General features: G+C 33.6%; 21 protein-coding genes and 1 other RNA gene. 11 read left to right on the forward strand and 11 right to left on the reverse strand.

Annotated elements, in window-relative coordinates:
- Positions 1-159: 159 nt before the first annotated feature.
- The 3 genes from BGO27_08105 to BGO27_08115 all read left to right on the forward strand — a co-directional run bounded on the left by BGO27_08105 (position 160) and on the right by BGO27_08115 (position 2,697).
- Entirely contained in the window at positions 160-1,134 is a 975-nt protein-coding gene (locus BGO27_08105) for a hypothetical protein (GenBank protein ID OJV13846.1), read from the forward strand.
- Positions 1,135-1,503 carry a hypothetical protein gene (locus BGO27_08110; protein OJV13847.1) on the forward strand — a complete coding sequence of 123 codons (369 nt, stop codon included), beginning with the start codon at positions 1,135-1,137 and terminating at the stop codon, positions 1,501-1,503. It abuts the gene before it with no gap.
- A gap of 78 nt (positions 1,504-1,581) precedes the next feature.
- Positions 1,582-2,697 (forward strand): tRNA 2-thiouridine(34) synthase MnmA, encoded by a 1,116-nt coding sequence (locus BGO27_08115; GenBank protein ID OJV13848.1) that lies wholly within the window; start codon positions 1,582-1,584, stop codon positions 2,695-2,697.
- A 54-nt stretch (positions 2,698-2,751) separates the two neighbouring features.
- Here BGO27_08115 and ssrA read toward each other — a convergent pair.
- Positions 2,752-3,053: a transfer-messenger RNA gene (gene ssrA / locus BGO27_08120) on the reverse strand.
- A gap of 37 nt (positions 3,054-3,090) precedes the next feature.
- Between ssrA and BGO27_08125 the strand changes: the two genes are divergently transcribed.
- Positions 3,091-3,885 (forward strand): hypothetical protein, encoded by a 795-nt coding sequence (locus BGO27_08125; GenBank protein ID OJV13849.1) that lies wholly within the window; start codon positions 3,091-3,093, stop codon positions 3,883-3,885.
- A 74-nt stretch (positions 3,886-3,959) separates the two neighbouring features.
- On the forward strand, positions 3,960-5,774 hold the full coding sequence (locus BGO27_08130; protein OJV13850.1) for a hypothetical protein: 1,815 nt from the start codon (positions 3,960-3,962) through the stop codon (positions 5,772-5,774).
- On the opposite strand, the gene BGO27_08135 is transcribed toward BGO27_08130, so the two are convergent.
- The 7 genes from BGO27_08135 to BGO27_08165 form a co-directional block, all read right to left on the reverse strand.
- Positions 5,771-7,102: a phosphoglucosamine mutase gene (locus BGO27_08135; protein OJV13851.1), complete on the reverse strand. Its 1,332-nt coding sequence runs from the start codon at positions 7,100-7,102 to the stop codon at positions 5,771-5,773. The genes BGO27_08130 and BGO27_08135 overlap by 4 nt on opposite strands.
- 147 nt (positions 7,103-7,249) lie before the next feature.
- Positions 7,250-9,139, reverse strand: coding sequence for a cell division protein FtsH (locus BGO27_08140; protein OJV13852.1), 1,890 nt, complete (start codon positions 9,137-9,139; stop codon positions 7,250-7,252).
- A gap of 110 nt (positions 9,140-9,249) precedes the next feature.
- Complete coding sequence (locus tag BGO27_08145; protein ID OJV13853.1) at positions 9,250-10,218, reverse strand: tRNA lysidine(34) synthetase TilS; 969 nt, start codon at positions 10,216-10,218, stop codon at positions 9,250-9,252.
- 45 nt (positions 10,219-10,263) lie between these two features.
- Complete coding sequence (locus BGO27_08150; protein ID OJV13854.1) at positions 10,264-11,274, reverse strand: tol-pal system protein YbgF; 1,011 nt, start codon at positions 11,272-11,274, stop codon at positions 10,264-10,266.
- Positions 11,275-11,378: 104 nt separating this feature from the next.
- Complete coding sequence (locus tag BGO27_08155; protein OJV13855.1) at positions 11,379-11,744, reverse strand: hypothetical protein; 366 nt, start codon at positions 11,742-11,744, stop codon at positions 11,379-11,381.
- On the reverse strand, positions 11,734-12,012 hold the full coding sequence (locus BGO27_08160; GenBank protein ID OJV13856.1) for a hypothetical protein: 279 nt from the start codon (positions 12,010-12,012) through the stop codon (positions 11,734-11,736). The genes BGO27_08155 and BGO27_08160 overlap by 11 nt, the downstream gene beginning before the upstream one ends.
- A 15-nt stretch (positions 12,013-12,027) precedes the next feature.
- Positions 12,028-12,489, reverse strand: coding sequence for a hypothetical protein (locus BGO27_08165; protein OJV13857.1), 462 nt, complete (start codon positions 12,487-12,489; stop codon positions 12,028-12,030).
- Between the two features lie 111 nt (positions 12,490-12,600).
- Here BGO27_08165 and BGO27_08170 point away from each other — a divergent pair, with 111 nt between their 5' ends.
- The 6 genes from BGO27_08170 to BGO27_08195 are packed head-to-tail and all read left to right on the forward strand — an operon-like array spanning position 12,601 to position 18,741.
- The gene (locus BGO27_08170) at positions 12,601-13,779 is read left to right on the forward strand and encodes an acetyl-CoA acetyltransferase (protein ID OJV13858.1); all 1,179 of its coding nucleotides are present in this window, start codon (positions 12,601-12,603) and stop codon (positions 13,777-13,779) included.
- Between the two features lie 32 nt (positions 13,780-13,811).
- Positions 13,812-14,537, forward strand: a complete 726-nt coding sequence (locus tag BGO27_08175; protein OJV13859.1) for a beta-ketoacyl-ACP reductase — start codon at positions 13,812-13,814, stop codon at positions 14,535-14,537.
- An 8-nt stretch (positions 14,538-14,545) separates the two neighbouring features.
- Positions 14,546-16,093 carry a hypothetical protein gene (locus BGO27_08180; protein OJV13860.1) on the forward strand — a complete coding sequence of 516 codons (1,548 nt, stop codon included), beginning with the start codon at positions 14,546-14,548 and terminating at the stop codon, positions 16,091-16,093.
- Positions 16,090-16,791 carry a hypothetical protein gene (locus tag BGO27_08185; GenBank protein ID OJV13861.1) on the forward strand — a complete coding sequence of 234 codons (702 nt, stop codon included), beginning with the start codon at positions 16,090-16,092 and terminating at the stop codon, positions 16,789-16,791. Before BGO27_08180 ends, BGO27_08185 begins: the two co-directional genes overlap by 4 nt.
- Positions 16,788-18,017, forward strand: a complete 1,230-nt coding sequence (locus BGO27_08190; protein ID OJV13862.1) for a hypothetical protein — start codon at positions 16,788-16,790, stop codon at positions 18,015-18,017. Before BGO27_08185 ends, BGO27_08190 begins: the two co-directional genes overlap by 4 nt.
- Positions 18,018-18,075: 58 nt before the next feature.
- Positions 18,076-18,741, forward strand: coding sequence for a hypothetical protein (locus BGO27_08195; GenBank protein ID OJV13926.1), 666 nt, complete (start codon positions 18,076-18,078; stop codon positions 18,739-18,741).
- Here BGO27_08195 and BGO27_08200 read toward each other — a convergent pair.
- The 3 genes from BGO27_08200 to BGO27_08210 all read right to left on the reverse strand — a co-directional run bounded on the left by BGO27_08200 (position 18,720) and on the right by BGO27_08210 (position 21,281).
- Complete coding sequence (locus BGO27_08200; protein ID OJV13863.1) at positions 18,720-19,751, reverse strand: hypothetical protein; 1,032 nt, start codon at positions 19,749-19,751, stop codon at positions 18,720-18,722. The genes BGO27_08195 and BGO27_08200 overlap by 22 nt on opposite strands.
- A gap of 3 nt (positions 19,752-19,754) precedes the next feature.
- Complete coding sequence (locus tag BGO27_08205; GenBank protein OJV13864.1) at positions 19,755-20,306, reverse strand: NifU family protein; 552 nt, start codon at positions 20,304-20,306, stop codon at positions 19,755-19,757.
- A 66-nt stretch (positions 20,307-20,372) separates the two neighbouring features.
- Complete coding sequence (locus tag BGO27_08210; GenBank protein ID OJV13927.1) at positions 20,373-21,281, reverse strand: 3-oxoacyl-ACP synthase; 909 nt, start codon at positions 21,279-21,281, stop codon at positions 20,373-20,375.
- Between the last annotated feature and the right edge of the window lie 57 nt (positions 21,282-21,338).

Below are 21,338 nucleotides of genomic sequence, written 5' to 3' on the forward strand. Positions count from 1 at the left end.
CTTTTTTCATATATATCAATTATTTAGATTTATTGTCAAAAAAGATACAAAAAAATTTATTTTTAAAAAAAATTCAAAAATCATTATTTATCAATAAGATAAAATTTGAAAAAAAATTTTTAAGTTATAGAATGAATGTGAATACTTTAGGAAATGTAAATGTCTAAATCCATAATACTCAAAGCCCCTGGCGGGGTTGAAAACTTCGAAATATCAACACCTTCTATAACAGAAGCTAAGGGTAATGAAGTAACAATTGACCAAAAATTTATTTCAATAAATTACTCTGACATTTTATTACGTACAGGTGTTTATCAGGCAGATTTCCCTCTTTTACTTGGTAGCGAGGGGATAGGCGTAATCAGCAAGATTTCATCTGAAAATAAGTTCCCTGACTTAAAAGAAGGCATGCGAATTGCATATGCTACAGCACCTTATGGAGCATATACCGAAAAGCGCAATATAGATTTCAAATACTGCGTTGTAATTCCCGACGATATTGATGATTTAATATTGGCAGGATGCTTTTCTAAAGCCTTGACTGCCCATTATTTACTGAGACGCGTTGTAAGACTTCGCGAAGGGCAGACTATACTTGTTCATGGCGCTGCTGGAGGAGTAGGTCACATTTTATGTCAGATGGCAACTTCGCATAATATAAAAGTTATAGGTACTGTTAATTCACCTGACAAAGTAAGCTTTGCCCAGGAAAACGGCTGTATACACGTTATAGACACTTCATCAACAAATTTTGTAGATGAAACTTTGAAATTTACAAATGGGATTGGCGTAGACGTTATTTTTGACCTTATCGGTGGTGATTTTATATCAAAATCTATAGATTGTCTAAACTACCTGGGTATTGTTGTATCTTGTGGTGATACAGCAGGTACAGCGCCAATACTTGACTTGTCAAAACTGGATAAAAAATGCGCATACGTCACAAGAACAAGGCTTGAAGTCTATAGATTCTATAGACTAGAGCTTTTAATTGCATGTGAAGATGTCTTCGATTTAATAAGAAAAGGCGCTATCAAACCACATGTAAATGAATATAAATTCAATGAAATTCCTAAAGCTCATAAAGATATTGAGCAGGGTACTAAAAACGGTTCATATGTAGTGAGGTTATAAATGAATAAAATATCAAAAATTCTTTTTATCTTAGCAGGTATATTAAGCTTTAAACTCGCAAATGCTGCAACTATTATCGATAATATAGGTTTAATAAACGGTGACGTTGAAATTTTATTATCGATAACTGATAACATAACAATTACAGAATCTAAAAAAAATGGTGACAGATACTGGGTTACTTTTAAATCAGGTGAACGTTCTTTTTCTGTTAATATACCTAGTCGTGATTACGAAAAAATATCAAATAATCAAAAAGTTACATGCAATACATTACCTATGCCAAATTTAACAAGCATAGTGTGTAACAATACTGAAATATCACAAGTTGCTACTTATACGATTAAAGATCTGTTATCTCGTAAATAATATATACTTGACTTTTTTACTAAGTTATTATAAAAACTACTGCAAATTAACCAGAATTTTATAATAACTTCAGTAAAAATGCTTACAGCCCCTCATCTAACTAAACCTATTCGTGATACCAAAATTATCGTCGCCATGTCTGGAGGCGTTGACAGCTCAGTTGTTGCAGCCCTGCTGCATGAAGCTGGTTATCAGGTAATTGGCGTAACACTGCAGCTATATGACCTTGCCGTAACTCTCGAGAAAAAAGGTGCCTGCTGCGCAGGGCAGGATATTTACGATGCAAAAAACGTTGCAGATAAAATAGGCTTTCCACACTATGTTTTAAACTACGAAAGCCTTTTTAAAGAGTCTGTTATTGAAGAATTTGCTGATAGTTATATGAATGGCGAAACCCCCATTCCATGTGTTAAATGTAATCAATCTGTTAAATTTCGTGACTTATTGAAGGTTGCTAAAGATTTAGGAGCTGACGGGCTTGCTACTGGTCATTATATACAAAAAACCTATATAAATAATGAACCCGTATTACTTAAAGGAAATGACGAAACAAAAGATCAAAGTTACTTTTTGTTTGCAACCACTAAAGAGCAGCTAAATTATACGTTTTTCCCACTTGGACATATGAATAAAACCGAAACCAGAGAACATGCAGCTCGCTTTGGACTTGATGTTGCTAATAAAAGTGATAGTCAGGATATTTGTTTTGTACCAAATGGGGATTATGCATCCGTTATATCTAAACTAAGACCTGGCGCATTAGATGCAGGTGATATTGTAGATATGGAAGGCAAAGTATTAGGCAGGCATACAGGAATTATTAACTACACAATAGGTCAAAGAAAAGGTCTTGGTATAGCAGCAGCAAATCCGCTATATGTAGTGAAAATTGACGCTGAAAACAAGAAAGTAATTGTCGGAAGTGAAGATGATCTTAAAAGCAAAAACTTTTTCATATCTGGTCTTAATTGGCTGGGAATTACAGATTTTCCTGAAGAAGGCTTAGATTGCTTTGTAAAATTACGCTCTACCCATAAAGGCGCACATGCCCATATCAGTAAAACTGACGATAATAAATATAAAGTTACTATGTTTGATCCTGAAAGAGCGGTAACCCCTGGTCAGGCTTGCGTTATGTATGATGAAAATAAGGTTTTAGGTGGCGGCTGGATCACGCGTGACCATTTAAAGTAAATATGTTTCGTACGTGCGCGATGAGCGAGCATGAAATGGCTATTACTTCAAGATTTTGGGGGCATTCTGTTGCCCGGGGCCCCCTAACCGCGTAGAAAACTAAGCAGCGAGTGCTGAGTTAGCTACAGGTGCATTATTATCGTTTGCACTTACTTTTTTGATTTATCACGGCTAATCACACCGAGCAAAAACCACACCTTTATTACGCATGTCGAAGCTAATTCATCCCCATAAAATTATTTGGTGGAGATGCCGGGTACCGCCCCCGGGTCCATAACGTCTATTCCGAATAGCGTTTATTGCCATAGCCTTGCGGCAGTTACATTATATATATTTTTAACTAAAAATACAATATATCTTTACAAATATAAATATTTAGGTTAATAAATAAATATGGTTTTAATTTTACGTCAAGATTGGTTCATGGAAAGTCACGACGCGGAATTCGGTGAAATAGTTAGAAAAACGAGAGAATACAAGAGTCTTTCGATTGAAGACGTATGCCTAAAGCTTAAAGTCAATAGCCGCTACATTAAGGCTATCGAAGAAGGTAACATATTTAATATTGTAGCTAAAGTTTACGCAACAGCATATTTAAAAGCATACAGCGATTTGCTAGGTCTGTCAGTACCTGAAGAAATTAGATCTCATCCCGCACAACAGGACAATAATTATATATCGCCTGTATTTAATGACACTATGGAACGTAAACAGAGCAAATCATTAGCTGTTACGTCTTTATTTGTATTAGTCGTCATTTACGGAATATTATTTTTATATCATAAGAATAGCAACAAAAATCAGATCAGAGAACAAATTGTTAAATCAGCTCTTTTATCAATTCGTGATGTAGAAAATGTTAAAATGTCTGCATCAAATTTTTCAGTAAATCAGGTATTTAAAGATATTTTTGGTAGCAATAATTCTACTGTTTTAATTGCTTCAGAAAAAACAGCGTTAAAAATATATGATCCTAGCAGCAAACTACTTACAAATAAAATTATGGAAGTTGGCGATACTCTTTTCTTAAACAAAGAAGAAGGTTTAATAATTACCGCCGATAATGATAAAGGCGTGGAGGTTTTTGAAGAGAATGACTTAAAACCACTACATGATTTATATACTCATAAACTCAAGGATAAGTTTTATATTAAGTCAGCAAGATATATTCCTGTATCAAAAGAATAAATTTCTCTTGAAATTATATAAAAAATCTACAAAATTCTTAAAACGTTCTCAATTCAGCCTAATAACCAGTTATAATGTATAAACGCCCCGAAAAAACACTATCATCTGACTATTTTCACTTTATATTTATTGTAAGCTCAATACTTATTATTATTTATGCATGGATAAGCTGGCTGAATTTTAACAAACTTGAATCTCAGTATCAAAATGATTTAAGGTTACATTTAAATGGTCTGGATCAGGAAATAACTCAAAACTTTGACTATATTAACTACATTACAGATTTTATAGCAAATCAAATGCAGTATATTTATACTGATATTCCACAGGTTGCTAAACTATTTAGAAGTCTTGAATCGCATGTTGGTAACTCTACAAATTTACCTGCTATTACCACGTTCTCCTGGGCTGGACTTGACCGTAAAATTATTGTTAGTAGTAAGTTTGGATACCATCAGAAGCCGATTGATATTTCCTACCGCAAAGGAGCCGATACATCTTACAAAAACCCTGGTAAACTTGTATTTGACAGACAAACCTATGGTATAATCTCTGGGAAACGTCTTATTCCTGCGCTTAAAGCAATCAAGAACTTTTCTAATGAGATTATTGGATACATTAACGTAGGACTATCTATTGAAGGTTTAGCTCAGTATATTGATAAGGCAGTAGATGCTAATTTAGTTGCTTATATGATATTTTCTGAAAATGGAGAGATAATATTACAGTCTACTGCAAAAGGTGTAAAAATCCCAAGAGATTATTTTATCGACCAATTCGTTTCTAAGCATATTCCAAAACATTTAAAGTTTAATGATATAAATTACGATATTGTGCGTAAATCCTCTAAATATCCTTTTATAATAGCCGTAGGTTATTATCCTAATGTAATTTGGAATGATATTAAAGAAACCCTAAAACTCCAGGTAATTCCGTTTGCAATAATGGGATTATTATTTGCGGTAGTACTATATGAATTTAAGCATAGAATTTTCAAACCATTATTTAGCTTGTCTTTTGTAGTAGATGAAATTGCAAAAGGTAATACAGAGGTAAAAATTCCTGAGTTTCAAACATTTGAGATCAATAACTTTGCCCTCCATCTTTCTAAAATTAAGGACTATATTCGTGAAATTATTGAGATTGAAGAAAAATTACGCATCGCTAAAACCGAAGCAGAAGAAGCAAATATCGCTAAATCACAGTTCTTAGCAAATGTAAGTCACGAACTCAGAACTCCCCTATTTACGATTAGCGGATATGCAGAAATTATTAAAGAAAAAATCCATGGCGCACTAAAACCTGAATACGTAAATGCGTCTAATTATATTTATAACGCAGGTCAGCATTTGCTTGAGCTGATAAATGACATTTTAGATACAAGTAGAGCTGAATCAGGAACTATTTTACTTTATGAAAAACGTGTAGATATTTTGGAAATCATCATAGGTGCAATTGAGTTAATAGAATATCAGGCAAAAACTAAAAATATATCTGTAAATTATGAGATTTTGAACAAAATCAGATTTATATTTGCAGATGGTCTTAGGCTTAAACAAATATTTGTAAACTTACTTTCTAACTCAGCTAAATTTACTCCTGATAATGGGAAAATAGATCTTAAAGTTGGTATAGAAGGTAAGTTTATCTATTTTGATGTTATTGATAACGGCATAGGTGTAGAACCTGAGGATATACCTGTAATTATGGAAGAATTTGGACAAGTACGCCATGCGTTCCTTAGGGAATCAGAACAAGGAACAGGGCTTGGTTTGCCGCTTTCTATCAAACTAGCCAAGTTACATGGTGGAAATTTAGAGTTTCACTCGACTCCTAACATAGGCACTAGAGTTAGAATAACTATTCCTGTCAAAAGAATGCTATCCTAGCTAATTACAGCATTTTCTATTTTATCAGCAATGCTACCTAAAAGCTCTTCATTTTCTGCTTCAACCATAATCCTTATTAATGGCTCAGTACCTGATTTTCTTACTAAAATCCTAGCGCCAGTTTCCTTAGTTATTTCGTCAACTAAGTCTGATATCTTAGCAGAATCATAATTTGTGTCACAAAGCCTTACATTTTTAAGAATTTGAGGGTATGGCTTAAATAAATCGCTAATATCAAGGCTATTAAGTCCAGCTTCTACCATTACGCTTAATATTTGAAGCGCAGCCAGTAACCCATCACCTGTATAGGCAAAATCTGAGAGAATAATATGACCAGATTGTTCACCACCTAAATTTATATTATTGTTATGCATTTCCTGCATAACGTACCTGTCGCCTACGGCAGTGCGAATAACTTCTATACCGTAATCGTTTAGGAAGTCTTCCAAAGCCTTATTAGCCATCACAGTAGTAACAATTTTGTTTTGTGTAAGCTTTCCGTTTTTTTTCCAGTTCATAGCAATCAGAGCTAAAATTTTATCTCCATCGATAATTTCACCTTTGCTATCGACAATTATTACTCTATCTGCATCACCATCTAGAGCAATTCCTATATCAGCTTGATTTTCAAGCACTTTTTGAACTAAAAAGCCTGGGTAAGTTGATCCGCATTTTTCATTTATGTTATATCCATTTGGATTATCACCAATAGCTATAACATCAGCGCCTAGTTCCGATAAAATTACAGGTCCTACTGAGTATGCTGCACCATTTGCCGCATCCAGAACTATTTTCATACCAGTTAGTGACATTCTTTTAGGCAGAGTTGCTTTTAAAAACTCTATATATCTTCCGTGTGCATCATCTATTCTTTTTGCCTTACCAAGATCAGATGATCCCGCTAGGTATATCTCCCAGTTATCATTTTCAATTATCCTTGATACTTCTTTTTGCAAATCATCAGATATTTTATAACCATCTGGTCCAAAAATTTTAATCCCGTTATCTTGATATGGATTATGAGATGCTGAAATCATAATACCAACGTCTGCTCTCATAGATTTTGTAAGCATTGCTACTGCTGGAGTTGGGACTGGTCCTAATAAAAACACGTCAATACCACTTGCAATAAATCCTGCTGTTAAGGCATTCTCAATCATATACCCTGATAGCCTTGTATCTTTACCTATTACTACTTTAGCATGCTGCCTGCTTGATTTTTGTGACAACAAGCCAGATAATGCCACAGCTACTTTCATGACAACGTCAGGTCTTAAATTACCAAAATTTGCAACTCCTCTAATACCATCTGTGCCGAATAAGTTCATCTATGTACCTGATAAATAAGAAATTTTAAATATTATTAATTTATAATATACTTCTATTTCACTATTTTTTCAGCCTAATTTAGGTTACATTTTGTTACGATCAAATAAAAAACCCGGGATAAACCCGGGCATTTTATTTATAGTGAATTATGTAGCTTGTGGCTCCGGATCATCACCCATATCACGAGTCACAAATGTAGACTTTTTAGGTGTATAATCATTATCCTGCCTGATGATTTCCTTACCATTTATAAGATCACGTATTTCATCACCTGTCAGAGTTTCATAATCAAGTAGTGCTTTTGCTACCATATGAAGTTTATCAAGATTCTTGGACAAAATGTCTTTAGCAACATCATAACCAGTTTCTACAACAAGCTTGACTTCATCATCAATAAGCTTTGAAGTTTCATCTGCTCTAACCTTAGCAGCTCCGCTTGAACCCCCTAAGTATGCGTCTTGCTGATCACCACCAAAGAAAATTGGCCCTACTTTATCACTCATACCCCATTCTGTTACCATAGCTCTTGCCATACGAGTTGCTTGCTGAATATCTGAAGATGCGCCGCTTGTTACTTTTTCAGTACCAAATATTAGCTCTTCTGCAACACGTCCGCCCATAGCAACAGCAATATCAGCTTTAAGCTTCTCATAGGTTACTGATAATCTGTCATTCTCAGGAAGCCTCATTACTAAACCTAAAGCTCTTCCCCTTGGAATAATAGTTGCCTTATGAATAGGATCAGATGCAGGAGAGTAATATGCAACAATAGCATGACCGCCTTCATGATAAGCCGTAAGCTTTTTCTCATCTTCTGTCATAGCTAGCGACCTTCTTTCCGCACCCATCATAACCTTATCTTTAGCTTCTTCAAACTCAGTCATGGTAACAAGCTTACGATTACGCCTTGCTGCCATAAGAGCTGCTTCATTCACAAGATTTGCAAGATCAGCACCAGAAAAACCTGGGGTACCTCTTGCTATTACCCTTGCATCCACATCTGGCGCGAGCGGTACTTTCTTCATGTGAACACTTAAAATTTGTTCTCTACCATTAATATCTGGCGCTGGCACTACTATTTGTCTGTCAAAACGACCAGGTCTTAAAAGCGCAGGGTCTAATACGTCTGGTCTGTTTGTTGCAGCAAGAATGATTACACCCTCATTTGCTTCAAAGCCGTCCATCTCAACAAGTAACTGGTTAAGTGTTTGCTCTCTTTCGTCGTTACCACCCCCTAAGCCAATACCACGGTGTCTACCAACAGCATCAATCTCGTCGATAAATATAATACATGGAGCGTTCTTTTTACCTTGCTCAAACATGTCACGAACGCGGCTTGCACCAACGCCAACAAACATTTCAACAAAGTCAGAACCAGAAATACTAAAGAATGGTACATTTGCTTCACCAGCAATCGCTCTTGCTAATAAAGTTTTACCAGTACCAGGAGAACCTATTAAAAGTACGCCTTTTGGAATTTTACCGCCAAGAGCCTGGAATTTACCCGGATCCTTAAGGAAATCTACAATTTCTTCTAATTCTTCTTTTGCTTCATCAATACCAGCTACATCACTGAAAGTAACCTTAGCTTTTTCAGAGAGTAATTTAGCCTTAGATTTACCAAAGCCCATAGCTTTACCGCCACCGCCTTGCATTTGTTTCATGAAGAATACCCAAACACCAATTAAAAGGAATATTGGGAACCATGAAAGTAGTATACCAAATAAAGAATTGAATTTGCTTTCATTTGGCACAGCTTCAATTCTTACATTACTTGATTTAAGTTTATCTACAAGATTTGGGTATTCTGGCGCGTATGTGGAGAATCTTGTACCATCTGCCATTCTGCCTTCAATAGTACGACCCTGAATTATAACGCTTGATACCTGACCTTCATCAACTTTACCTAAAAAATCTGAGAAAGCATAAGATGAATATGACCCTGATATACTGCCGCCCTGTATAAAATTGTAAACTCCCGCAAGAGTAAATATTAGCAGCATCCATATAAGGAAGTTTTTAAGAAAGTTGTTCATTGTAATAAACCCAAATTTTTTAATCTATTATATTTATATTAAACAGGCATTTGACATGCAGTGCAACTACAATATGAATTTTAGGTGTAGTTTTAAATTTTTCAAGGCTGTTATGATGGTTTTTTATTTTTTTTCCTAATTTCTTTAGAAATCATTATATCCATTTTACTATTTTTAAATATTAAATTACCAGCGGTAACCGTTTTATTTAAACTTATTTTACTTATAACAGAATCAAGGGTTTTAAGGCGAATATCTGGCTTATCAGTATTTAGATTAGTTATTATTTCCGATATAAGCCTTCTTTTTTCATCTAGGGTAAGCGTCTGGAATATGCATTTATTTACTTTAATTTGCGCAGCACCTTTAAATTCAACAATATGTATGATTTTATTTATATAATTTTCTTCAGCTGAGTCATATGCAGCGCTGATATTTTTAAGAGTCGTTTTTATCGAAGGTAAATCTTGAGCCATATTTTCCAAAGATTTTCTAAGTCTTGACCTAAGATATTTATCACTAAAATTACTTTGGTCATTGCGGTATTCTATTTGATTTTCTTCTAAATAATTCAAAATTTGCTTTTTAGTAGAGTTTATTAATGGTCTGATCAATTTAAATTTTGAAGTTATTGAAGCAGGTTTATATACATTCATACCCTTTAAGCCACTGCCTCTGCCCACTCTTATAAAGAAATTTTCAATAATATCATCTAAATGATGGGCAGTAAAAATATAGGGCGCTTCAATTTTGTCTGCATGTTCAAAAATTAGCTTGTACCTGCCGTCCCTCGCCTCTTCCTGATTTTTAGCAAGCGGCATATCATCCTGCCATTCTAGAGTAATATGATTTATACCTAAATTATTGCAGTATTTTGCTACAAACTCCGCTTCTTCAAACGCTTCAGGTCTTAGCTTGTGATTTACCGTTACTACGTATAGCTGATCGATATTTACCAATTCTTTCATTAAGTTCAGCATAGCCATTGAATCACAGCCGCCTGAAACACAAATGACAAACTTAGTGTCTTTAAAAAACACTTCATTATTAAATATTTTCTTAAATTCTTGTAAAATCATATAAAGGTTTAGCTCGGGATAAAGATCTTCCCGAGCTTATTAAATTTATTTTTTACAACCAAGTTGCTTATATTCTTTCTCTGATTTTTTTCTAATATCAGGATTCATATCAGGGAACCTGTCTTTAAGTTTATCCAGAGTAGAACAAGCTTCTTGTGCTTTATTTAATTTTCCTAATGCAATAGACAATTTAAGTAATGAGTCTGGCGCTCTTTTACCTTTTGAGAATTGTTTATAACCTTTAAGATAATTTATTGCAGCTTTTTCATATTGCTTTTTGGCACTATGCACTTCACCAAGCCAGTAATATGCATTACCAACTAATGGATCATCTTTATATTTTGTAATAAAATTACCTAGCTCTAGTTGCGCTTTATCTAAGTCAGATTTTTTGATCATATCAATGATATTATCATAGCTTTTTCTTTTCTCCGCATCTTCCATAGCCTTTTTATCTGATGGCTCATCAAGTTCAGTTGACTTAATATCACCTTTTTGCTCACCAGGCTTTGCTGATTTATTGACCTGTTCATTTAAAGGTTTCCCTTTAGCATATTGCGTTTCACCTTTTTGATTTGCAAATGCTTCTTCATCATTGCCACTTAAATCCATATGTTCTGCATTTATATCAGACTTTGGATCTAAAGCACTACCATCTGAATGATTAAGATCAACAGGTTTTACTCCACCTTTCTCAAGCTGCTTAAATCTGAAGTCTGTATCTTTACTTAGCATTTCAACTTTATCTAAAAGCTGTTTACTTACAAATTGCGCTTCTTCAATTCTTCCGTTTAAATCTCTTAGCTGCTCTTCAATCATTGAAAGCCTTGATTCCATTTCAGCTACCTGATTTCCTGCAATACCTGTGGTACCCCCAGAAAATTTCGATGGCGCGGCATCACCTGTTCTGTAAAATTGCTTTTGCATTATAGATACATCACGCTCCATTCTATCAATCCGATCGATAAGCTGGGCGTTAACTTGTGATGAGTAATCAGCCGCAAAGCTAGTATTAGAAAAGGCGAATATAGTAAACGCTAAAAAGATTTTTTTCATATTATTTAAATATTTATGTTAATTGTTACATGCAAATTATGTACTTTATACTACAACTTCAGCATATGTATATCAAGGTTCTTTTACAGTCTTTGATTAAAAAATTAAAACTCAGGTTTAAATACCATAAGTAATATTATTACCTGTAGCAAAAACCAGGATCCCCACCATAAAAATCTATTATCTACAAATTTGTGAGATATACCTATTAATGGTATATATAGACCCAAAGCCATTAGTGCGTGTTTAATCCAGAAATCACTATACTCCATGCCTGCAACGTCCACTAAAATAGTACCTGTTGCTATTACACCAAGTAATGCGACTAATAAAGTATATCTTGGAGCTTTCAGATTAATGTTGCTAGCCAAATGCTTAATTTTAGGAAATATCATCATTAAAAATAGTTGTCCGCCAACTAAAATACTGGCAGCTACTATATGTACATATTTTAAGCTACTATATAACATTGATCATACTCTCATAAATTTGTTTAACAAGATCCTTAGACGATGTAAGTCCATAACTTATACGTTCCTTACCTGCTGCCAGCATGTCATCATTGGGGCTTTTAGGAACTATCATAAATCCTGACATTTCTAAAGATTTTATAACGTTATATGCCTGTTTATTATGATCCGCAATAAAAAAGAGGCCACGATCGACCTCTTTAATAGCATCTCTAACAATAGAAAAAATATCTTTAGAAGATTTTTTTTCATTTTTAATTTGCTTCATGTTAAAGTTACCAGATTAATTTTTGGCACTGTTATTGTTTTTGCTTTCTAATTTATCTTCAATTTTTTTTATTCTTTCGATAGCGTTTTCTTTTTTTTCATCAATTTTCTTTTCAATCTGATCTTGTTTTTCTTGCAAATGTTCTTTCTTTTCTTCAGCTTTTTCTGCTATATGTTCTTTTCTTTTTTCTAATTTTTCTTTTAATTTTGCTTTCCTGTCGGCTCTTTGCTGCATTCTAAGTTCTTTATTTTTTCTATTAACTTCATTTATTGCGCCTTTTGCCTCATCCGACAATTTTTCATATATCTCTTTTTTGGTATCGTTTAATTTTTTTACTTCAGCCCTATATGTTTCAACTTCGGTCTTAATATTCTCTGGCTTGCCATTTAGCACTTCTTTTTCAACATCGTTAAATTCAACTGCTACAGCGAGATTACTAATGATTCCGAAACAAATAAAAAGAAAAAATTTCAACATAAATACCTCAATAAAGTTAAAATAGTTAGAAACTGTTGATTTAATTATCAAGTACTTATAGTATAATTAAGTTGTAATTGTATAGTAAAATTTAATTCACTGGTATAAATTATGTCGAATTCAGAAGTGGTCATAGTTCAGGCATTACGAACTGCCGTAGGATCTCTTAACGGAACACTAGCTTCCATAGCTGCATGTGATCTTGGCGCTCACCTTGTTAAAGAAATAGTCAAAAGAGCATCACTTAAGAATGATGAAGTAGATGAAATTATTATGGGTCAGGTTTTAACTGCCGCCCAAGGACAAAATCCCGCAAGACAAACATGCATTAAAGCAGGACTTCATCATAGCGTTTCAGCATGGACTATAAACATAGTATGCGGATCTGGTTTAAAGTCAGTTGGACTTGCATTTGATTCTATCAAAAATGGCAATAGCAAAATTGTTATTTGTGGTGGGCAGGAAAGTATGAGTATGGCTCCACATGCTATTAAGCTTAGAGAAGCCGTGAAATTCGGTGACGCAAAAATGATAGATACCATGGCATTTGATGGGCTTACTGATGCTTTTCATCACTATCCGATGGGCATTACTGCAGAAAACATTGCAAAAAAATGGAATATTTCAAGAAATGAGCAAGATGAATTTGCATTGAATTCACAACTAAAGGCTGAGAAAGCTATTAAAGAAGGAAAGTTTAAAGATGAAATAGTACCTTACGTAATTCCATCTAAAAAAGGTGATATTACATTTGATCAGGATGAATTTCCAAGACTTGGCTCAACTTTAGAGGGTCTTACAAAACTAAAACCAGCATTTGACAAAGAAGGTACTGTAACTGCAGGAAACGCTTCAGGTATTAATGATGGCGCTGCTGCTCTATTAGTAATGACTAAAGAAGAAGCTGACAAAAGAGGGCTTAAAGTTCTTGCAAAAATTAAGTCATTTGCACAAGCAGGCGTTGAGCCTGAAATTATGGGTGCAGGACCAATTTATGCGGTACGAAAAGCTATTGAAAAAGCTGGGTGGAATTTAAACGAAATAGACTTAATTGAATCTAATGAAGCTTTCGCAGCTCAATCTATTTGCGTAATGAAAGAGTTAAATTTAGACGCAAATAAAGTCAACGTAAATGGGGGTGCAATAGCAATTGGGCATCCAATTGGAGCATCTGGCGCAAGGGTTTTAGTAACATTAATCCACGAAATGAATAAACGAGATGCTAAAAAGGGCTTAGCTACATTATGCATTGGTGGCGGCATGGGCGTTGCACTTTGTATTGAAAGGTAACAAATAAATTATTGGGAGGGAAATACTTTAAAATGTCAAGAATAGCAGTAGTAACTGGCGGAACCAGGGGAATAGGAAAAGAAATTGCCAGAACACTTAAAAATGCAGGATATACTGTAATTGCAACTTATAACAGTGACGATGCGAGTGCTGAAAAATTTAAGCAAGAAACAGACATCGGAATTATGAAATGGGACGTTTCAAATTTTGATGAATGCAACAAAAAAGTAAATGAAATTATTGCTACATACGGCAATCATCCTGAAATTTTAGTTAATAATGCTGGAATCACCCGAGATGGAATGCTACACAAGTCTAAATATGAAGACTGGGATTCTGTAATGAAAACTAATTTATATTCCTGTTATAATATGTGCCATGCTGTAATTACCAAAATGCGCGAAAACAATTTTGGTCGTATTGTAAATATCAGTTCTATCAATGCTTTATCAGGTCAATTAGGACAAACAAACTATTCAGCTGCTAAAGCTGGCATGATCGGTTTTACAAAAGCACTAGCAAAAGAAGGGGCTGTTAAAAACATTACAGTAAACGCAATTGCTCCAGGTTATATTGCTACTGAAATGCTTGCTACCATCAAAGAAGAAGTTTTAACCAATATTAAAAGTCAAATCCCAATGGGTAGACTTGGCACACCAGAGGAAGTAGCAAGAGCTGTAGAATTTTTAGTATCTGATAATGCTGGATTTATTACAGGCTCTACTATTTCTATTAATGGTGGACAGTACATGGCCTAAGGAGCTATATGGATATCAAAGCGCCAAAAGAACCAAAAATACTTATTACTAAGCCAAAGTCATTCTTTGTATTAGTTATTGGCGATTATGGCGCTATTTTAGTGTTTGGAAAAGGCAATACACTGGAAATGCGAAATTTTTTCCCAAATACAGATAGCAAATACTTAGATGACCTAAAAGATATAATTTCAGCCGATCCACAAACTCCAGTTTATGTTTTAATCGATGTTTTGGATCAAACATATAACCCTCAATCACTACCAGCTGTAAATGCCTTAAGCATTGGCGGTCTGGTTAAGAAAAGATTGGAAAGAGATTTTCCAGACAATAGCCTCAAAGGCAGCCTCTTTATTGATCGTAATCAAACTGGTAGAAAAGACTGGAACTATTTATTTATTGCAACTCCTTATGCTCCTCCACTTACAGAATGGTTAGAGGCAATTCTTGCTCTTCCAAACAGACTAAAACATATTGGATTGGTACCTGTAGAATCAGAGGTATTTTTTAATAAAGTCAGCAAATTAGTTTACCCTAAGGTTAAGTCACCCTTTAACATTCAAATGCTTGTAATGCATACTAAAGTTGGCGGTATCAGACAGGTAGTCTATAAAAATGGTCGCATTATTTTTAGTCGCTTAATTTCTGTAGAGAATATAGAAGACGACCAAATTGTAGCAGGACAATTTGAACAGGAAATTCAAAACACTTTACAATATTTAACCCGCGCATCTAAATCTACTGAAAAAATTGAAGTTTTTATTATTTGCGGCACAGCGATAAAAACTGCTTTAAGTACCAACAAAGAATTTCATATCTATACGCCCTATGAAATATCTGTACATATGGGTTTTAAAAACGCGGTACTGCCAAATGACAAATTTACCGATGTAATGTTTGGGATGATGTATTGCAATGCAAGACCAGTTTTACCTTTTAGTACTTCTGAAACAAGGCTATTAAATAATCTTTATGTTACACATAAAGTAAGCAAAGCATTATCTGCACTATTTTGTTTTACAATTTTTGCAATATACGCATTATATTTCATTACAACAGAATCGATATCTAATCAGATTGATGCCGATCAAGAAAAATTAGGGTATATAGCAAGAGAAATTGATAGCCGTAAAAAAGAAACTAAAATTGATGAAAGCGAATCAAGAAAAATAATAGAAGTTACATCTATATACAAGACCCTTACAGAGGACAAACTAAACCCCAAGGCAATATTATCAAGAGTTCAAAAAGCTATTAGAAAGGATGCTACAATAAGAAGTTTTGAGTGGAAATCAAACAATATCTCAACAGTTCCTCAAGCCTCCACGCCTAATCCTTTAGGTATGACAGCACTGGAAATCTCTATTAGCGTAAGCTTTATTAATACGGGTAACTCTTACCAGGAGCTATTCAATAATTTTGATAATTTTGTTAAAAATATTGAAAATGAGTTTAAAGAGTACCAGGTTGAATATACTAGAATTAATCAGCAAATTACTTTTCAGGAAAGCAAACAGCAAATCCCTATTAATATTACTTTAAGAGGGCCCAAATCATGAATTTAGAAGATCTTAAAAGTAAACTAAACAGTGATAAAAACGCAGCCGCTAAAAATTCAAATATAACACCTAAACAATTAAAAAATAACAAGATCAAATTGCAGGCTGTGGTATTTTTTATTATTTGTCTATTGCTACTAGCAATATCTCTTGCATCATATAATTATGCATCGCTTTCTAAAGATGAAAAAATCAACAGAGCTAACAGTCTTCGGATTCAAATTATGAATGCACAGCAAGATATGGCTAATTTAGAAAATAGAATTAGAGAATTTGAGGAAATTAAAAAAATATGGGAAAAAATTAAAGGCACGAATATTAAAAGAAACGGACTTGATTTTGATAAAGCACGTTTAGTTATAGCTGAACTTAATAAATCAAAATTTTTACCTGCTCCTGTAAATGTAAATTTATCCCCACCCTCCATGACCGTACATGATGAGAAAAGTTCTATTGGTATTGAAACAAGTGTGATGGATATCAACTTTACAGCTGTAAGTGATGTATATGCTTTAAAAGTTGTAGATATATTTACCGAACAACTACCTGGATATATAAAATACAATAATTTTAAAATAGTTAAGATCAAAGAATTATCTAATGATATAATTGACAACCTAAACAAAGGTTTTTATCCATCAATGATTGAGCTAAGCATGCAGGTTAGGTGGCAGAACTTAAAGGATATAAATAAATGAGGCTATCTTATATAATTTTAATCTTTATAAGCCTAAATCTGGTATATGCAGACGACCAGATCCTTGAAGTTATTACCAAATTAAATTCAGAAAATACCGATCTTGAAATTAACGTTGATGAGCTTTTAAATCCAAATTCTTCTATGCCAAACCAACAAGCTCCCGTTACAGTTAAAGACAGCCCTGCTAGCGACTTAACAGCTCCTAAAATTTCATTACCTGACATCAATACCACAAATAGTAATACTTCCCCTTCTATTAGCGTTCCGACTATAAATATTCCAAGTTCATTACCCGTTACCGAGCCTGCTACTAATGAAACCCCAAAAGCAATAATTGAGCCTGTAATAACAAAAGAATTGCCACCATCTAATATTATTAGCAGCCCTAAATCACCAGGATCTTCAAGTACTGTTATCAATATAGCACCTAAAGCAGAGTCAGAGAATTCAACACCAGAAACCAGGGCAGATCAAATTCAGCCTAGTATTCAAATACCAAAAGCTATAAGTCCGACTTTAGCACCAAAACCCAATGAAAATATTGACGATATTATAATACCTACATCTCCACAACAAGATCTACCCGTCTCTAATACTATAGCAGCACCGAAAGCTGTACCAACTAAGACGACGCAAACAGACAAACCTTCAAATACACCACCTATTTTTGAAGGGTTACTGCCAAAAGAAAATAATAAAAACTCAAAAACGCCCGATAATAAAAACCAGACTTCAGAATATCAGGTAGTTATCAAACCAGAACAGCTTTGGGAAGGTTCATTTATGTTCACTAAAGATGAACAGGATGAAATGTTGATTGCTTTATCTAATTTTATCAGTGGCATGACCAAAATTAAGAGTGATTCAGACACTCCTACTAAAGTAGTAAAAAAGAATAAGGTGAGCTATACAATCACATTAAGATCAATAATGTACATAAATTCTGAAAACTGGACGATTTGGATAAATAATTCAAGGATTTCCAGTAAAGATAAATCTAAAAGCAACAATGAATTCAAAATCCTTAAAGTTGAGCCTAAAAAAATATCTATTGAGCTAGTTCTAAATGATGATATGGATCTGCCAGATATGCTAACATTACATCAGGGTCACGGTCTTTTCACCGCACCTGTAGAATATAGAATTGGCGATAAAAAAGTAAAATTCGATATTAGTCCAAATCAAATCTTTAACTCAAAAACAATGACCATAAATGACTTATAAAATATTAGATATAAAAAATTTAAATAAGAATTTTTATGATAAACAAGTACTTGATGATATAAATTTTGCAATTACATCAGGGCAAATTTGTGCTTTAGTTGGATTAAATGGCATCGGCAAAACTACAATTATTAAATCTATTTTAGGCATTATATTTCCTGACTCTGGCAGTATTTTAATTAAAAATAATGATTATAAAAATTATAGTTCAAGAGATGATATTTTCTATTTACCAGAAAAATTTGCTCCAAATCCGAATCTTACTGCTAGAGAATATATAAACTTTGTTTTGTCTTTTTATAAAGTTGAGTTAAATAATGACAAATTAAACAAACTTATAAAAGACTTTAATTTACCTGAAAACTTTTTAACTTCGCGAATTGGCAAATACTCCAAAGGAATGACCCAAAAACTAGGACTAATAGCCATGGTACTATCTAACCGTAATTTATGGATATTAGATGAGCCAACAAGTGGTCTTGACCCCATGGGCAGGTATGAGCTTAAGAAAGTATTGCTAAATCATGCCAAAAATGGAGGAAGTATTTTATTTAGCTCCCATATTCTTAGTGATGTTGAGGAAATATCTGATCAAGTAGTAATTCTTCATAATACTAAGATTATGTATGATGGCACTGCATCAGATTTAAAGCTAAAATATAATACACAAAACTGCGAAGAAGCTTTCATGAAACTTTGTGGTTATGAGTTAGAATTTAAATAACTTTTAAGAAAACTTAGTGCCATTTCTTTAATATCACAGGGGTTTCCTGTTAAAGGTGAAACAATACAGTTATTTTTTATATAATAGTCCCCTAACCTTAAATCCTTGCTATTTAATCTCCTATCTAAATATTCAATTCGTTTATCTTTTGATATCAATTTATCTTCATCTGACTCTGAAAATTCAAACCAAACTATTGAAGTAACAAAATAACTCCTTTGAATAGCATTTTTTAGTAATCTATATTCTTGATCTGAACAATTCCTACCAAAATATGACCCCAGTAATATTTTATTCTTGTTTTCATCAAAACCATTTACAGCAGCTAAAAACCCAAGATCAGTATATTTATTGTCCCAGGTTGCAGTTGTCCAATCTAAAATTTGCAAATCATTATTTTTGTCTAACATAATATTAGTACGGTTGAGATCTCTATGGCACAGTACTATATTTTCCTTATTTTCAATAATTTGATAACCTTCTTGTATAAATTCTTCATACAATTTATGTACACAAGATGGGTGTGCAACGTCTTTTGCAATAGCTCTTGTATAATGTTTAACTACTCTATCGATGTTATTAGAAGTTTGATTAAGTGATCCTTTAAATTTATGTATTTGTGATAATATATTACCTAATTTATTTATGATATTTATATCATGAAAATCTTTATGTTCTAGAACCCTTCCTTCAATATATTCTATAATTAAAAACCTTAAATCTTTGTCTTCAAATATAATTTTTGATGCAAAACCTAGATTTGCGGCATAATTATGTGCAGTAACTTCAGTTTTTCGGCTATCATAACTATGTTTTGTTTTTAATGGTCTTAGAACATATTTTTTATCCTCAACGCTAATAATATAAAGCTGTATAGAAGACATTCCACCATCAAGTATGCTGATATGAATTTTATGTAAATTATTATCTGATATTGCTTTCAATCCGTTTATTAAGCCAGGCTGCAAATCACTTCTTAGATCTAAAAAACCTTCAGCAGTCCAATTCATTTTTTACTCAACAGCCTCAACTGCTACTACTTCTGGTACATAATACTTTAGCATATTTTCTATTCCGTTTTTAAGTGTAACACTTGAGCTAGGACACCCTGCACAAGATCCGTGAAGGGCAAGTTTTACAACACCGTCTTCGTATCCTCTAAATACTATATCACCACCATCTTGAGCAACTGCAGGTCTTACTTTTTCTTCAATAATTTCAACAATTTGTTTAACTATTTCGCCTTCTTCGCCGCTATAGTTATTGGTAATCTCGTTAGCTTCGTTGAAAGTAACCTGCTGACCTTTGGTGAAAAAGTCCATAATAGTTGCTATAATAAGCGTCTTAAGGATTGTCCAGTTTTCTTCTGGCTTTTTGCTTACTGTTACAAAATCTGCACCTAAATAAACAGAAGTAATTCCATCTATATCAAATATTTCCTTAGCTAAATTGCATTTCTCTGCATCCTGTTTTGATGAGAATGACATCGGAGATGATGTAACCTCAATGCCTGGATTAAATTTAAGTGTTTGTGGATTTGGTGTATCTTCAACGTTTATAAGCATAACATAACCTAAAACTAAATAATTTAGTTTGTAAATATCATACTCTACTATTTTAGTAAACTATTATTATGATCTAATGATTAAAGATCCCCATGCAAGACCGCCACCAATTGCAGTCATGAGAATATTTTGATTTGATTTTAGCATTCCTGCTTTTTTTGCATGATCTAAAGCAAGTGGAATGGTTGCAGCAGAAGTATTTGCATGTAGATCAACAGTTTTTATAACTTTTGAATCATCAATGCCAAGTTTTTCTCCTACGCTATTGATAATTCTGATATTAGCCTGATGAGGTACAAACACATCTACATCACCAATAGATAAATTAGCTTTATTCAAACACTTACTCACTGAAGACGACATTTTTTCAACTGCGTGCTTAAATACTTCCGTACCTTTCATGGTAAGATAATTTGAACCTTTATCCTGATAAAAACTTGCTGTAGTTCTTAATATCTCTAAATAATCACCATCCGATCTTAAATCAGACGCTATAATGCCCTTAGTATTATCATTTGAACCTGATAAAATAACTGCACCCGCTCCATCACCAAACAGCACGCATGTAGCCCTATCTTCCCAGTTAACAATCTTAGACATCGTTTCAGTACCAATAACCAAAACGTTTTTAACATTATTATTTTTAATTAATGCATCAGCAATTGTAAGTGCATATATAAAACCAGAGCAAACTGCCTGAACATCAAAAGCAAAAGCATTTTTTGCCCCTATTTTTGATTGTATAATGGTTGCCGTTGAAGGAAATGTAAGATCAGGAGTAGTTGTTGCTACAATTACTGCATCAATTTCGCTAGCTTGAATCCCAGCATCTTTTAATGCAAATTCTGCAGCTTTAGCACCTAAATCTGAAGCATATACTTCTTTTTCTGCAATGTGACGCTGTTTTATTCCGGTTCTGGTTTGAATCCACTCATCATTCGTTTCAACGACTTTTGCAAGATCTATATTGGTCATAATTTTTTCAGGAAGAAAACCGCCAATACCTTTTATAATAGAACCTATTGTCACTTT

Source organism: Alphaproteobacteria bacterium 33-17 (genome assembly GCA_001897445.1).
GTDB lineage: Bacteria > Pseudomonadota > Alphaproteobacteria > Rickettsiales > 33-17 > 33-17.

Excerpts from the sequence above, each read along its gene's own strand:
- BGO27_08105 (OJV13846.1), top strand. The coding sequence starts at position 160 with ATGTCTAAATCCATAATACTCAAAGCCCCTGGCGGGGTTGAAAACTTC.
- BGO27_08110 (OJV13847.1), top strand. The coding sequence starts at position 1,135 with ATGAATAAAATATCAAAAATTCTTTTTATCTTAGCAGGTATATTAAGC.
- BGO27_08115 (OJV13848.1), top strand. The coding sequence starts at position 1,582 with ATGCTTACAGCCCCTCATCTAACTAAACCTATTCGTGATACCAAAATT.
- BGO27_08125 (OJV13849.1), top strand. The coding sequence starts at position 3,091 with ATGGTTTTAATTTTACGTCAAGATTGGTTCATGGAAAGTCACGACGCG.
- BGO27_08130 (OJV13850.1), top strand. The coding sequence starts at position 3,960 with ATGTATAAACGCCCCGAAAAAACACTATCATCTGACTATTTTCACTTT.
- BGO27_08135 (OJV13851.1), bottom strand. The coding sequence starts at position 7,102 with ATGAACTTATTCGGCACAGATGGTATTAGAGGAGTTGCAAATTTTGGT.
- BGO27_08140 (OJV13852.1), bottom strand. The coding sequence starts at position 9,139 with ATGAACAACTTTCTTAAAAACTTCCTTATATGGATGCTGCTAATATTT.
- BGO27_08145 (OJV13853.1), bottom strand. The coding sequence starts at position 10,218 with ATGATTTTACAAGAATTTAAGAAAATATTTAATAATGAAGTGTTTTTT.
- BGO27_08150 (OJV13854.1), bottom strand. The coding sequence starts at position 11,274 with ATGAAAAAAATCTTTTTAGCGTTTACTATATTCGCCTTTTCTAATACT.
- BGO27_08155 (OJV13855.1), bottom strand. The coding sequence starts at position 11,744 with ATGTTATATAGTAGCTTAAAATATGTACATATAGTAGCTGCCAGTATT.
- BGO27_08160 (OJV13856.1), bottom strand. The coding sequence starts at position 12,012 with ATGAAGCAAATTAAAAATGAAAAAAAATCTTCTAAAGATATTTTTTCT.
- BGO27_08165 (OJV13857.1), bottom strand. The coding sequence starts at position 12,489 with ATGTTGAAATTTTTTCTTTTTATTTGTTTCGGAATCATTAGTAATCTC.
- BGO27_08170 (OJV13858.1), top strand. The coding sequence starts at position 12,601 with ATGTCGAATTCAGAAGTGGTCATAGTTCAGGCATTACGAACTGCCGTA.
- BGO27_08175 (OJV13859.1), top strand. The coding sequence starts at position 13,812 with ATGTCAAGAATAGCAGTAGTAACTGGCGGAACCAGGGGAATAGGAAAA.
- BGO27_08180 (OJV13860.1), top strand. The coding sequence starts at position 14,546 with ATGGATATCAAAGCGCCAAAAGAACCAAAAATACTTATTACTAAGCCA.
- BGO27_08185 (OJV13861.1), top strand. The coding sequence starts at position 16,090 with ATGAATTTAGAAGATCTTAAAAGTAAACTAAACAGTGATAAAAACGCA.
- BGO27_08190 (OJV13862.1), top strand. The coding sequence starts at position 16,788 with ATGAGGCTATCTTATATAATTTTAATCTTTATAAGCCTAAATCTGGTA.
- BGO27_08200 (OJV13863.1), bottom strand. The coding sequence starts at position 19,751 with ATGAATTGGACTGCTGAAGGTTTTTTAGATCTAAGAAGTGATTTGCAG.
- BGO27_08205 (OJV13864.1), bottom strand. The coding sequence starts at position 20,306 with ATGCTTATAAACGTTGAAGATACACCAAATCCACAAACACTTAAATTT.
- BGO27_08210 (OJV13927.1), bottom strand. The coding sequence starts at position 21,281 with ATGACCAATATAGATCTTGCAAAAGTCGTTGAAACGAATGATGAGTGG.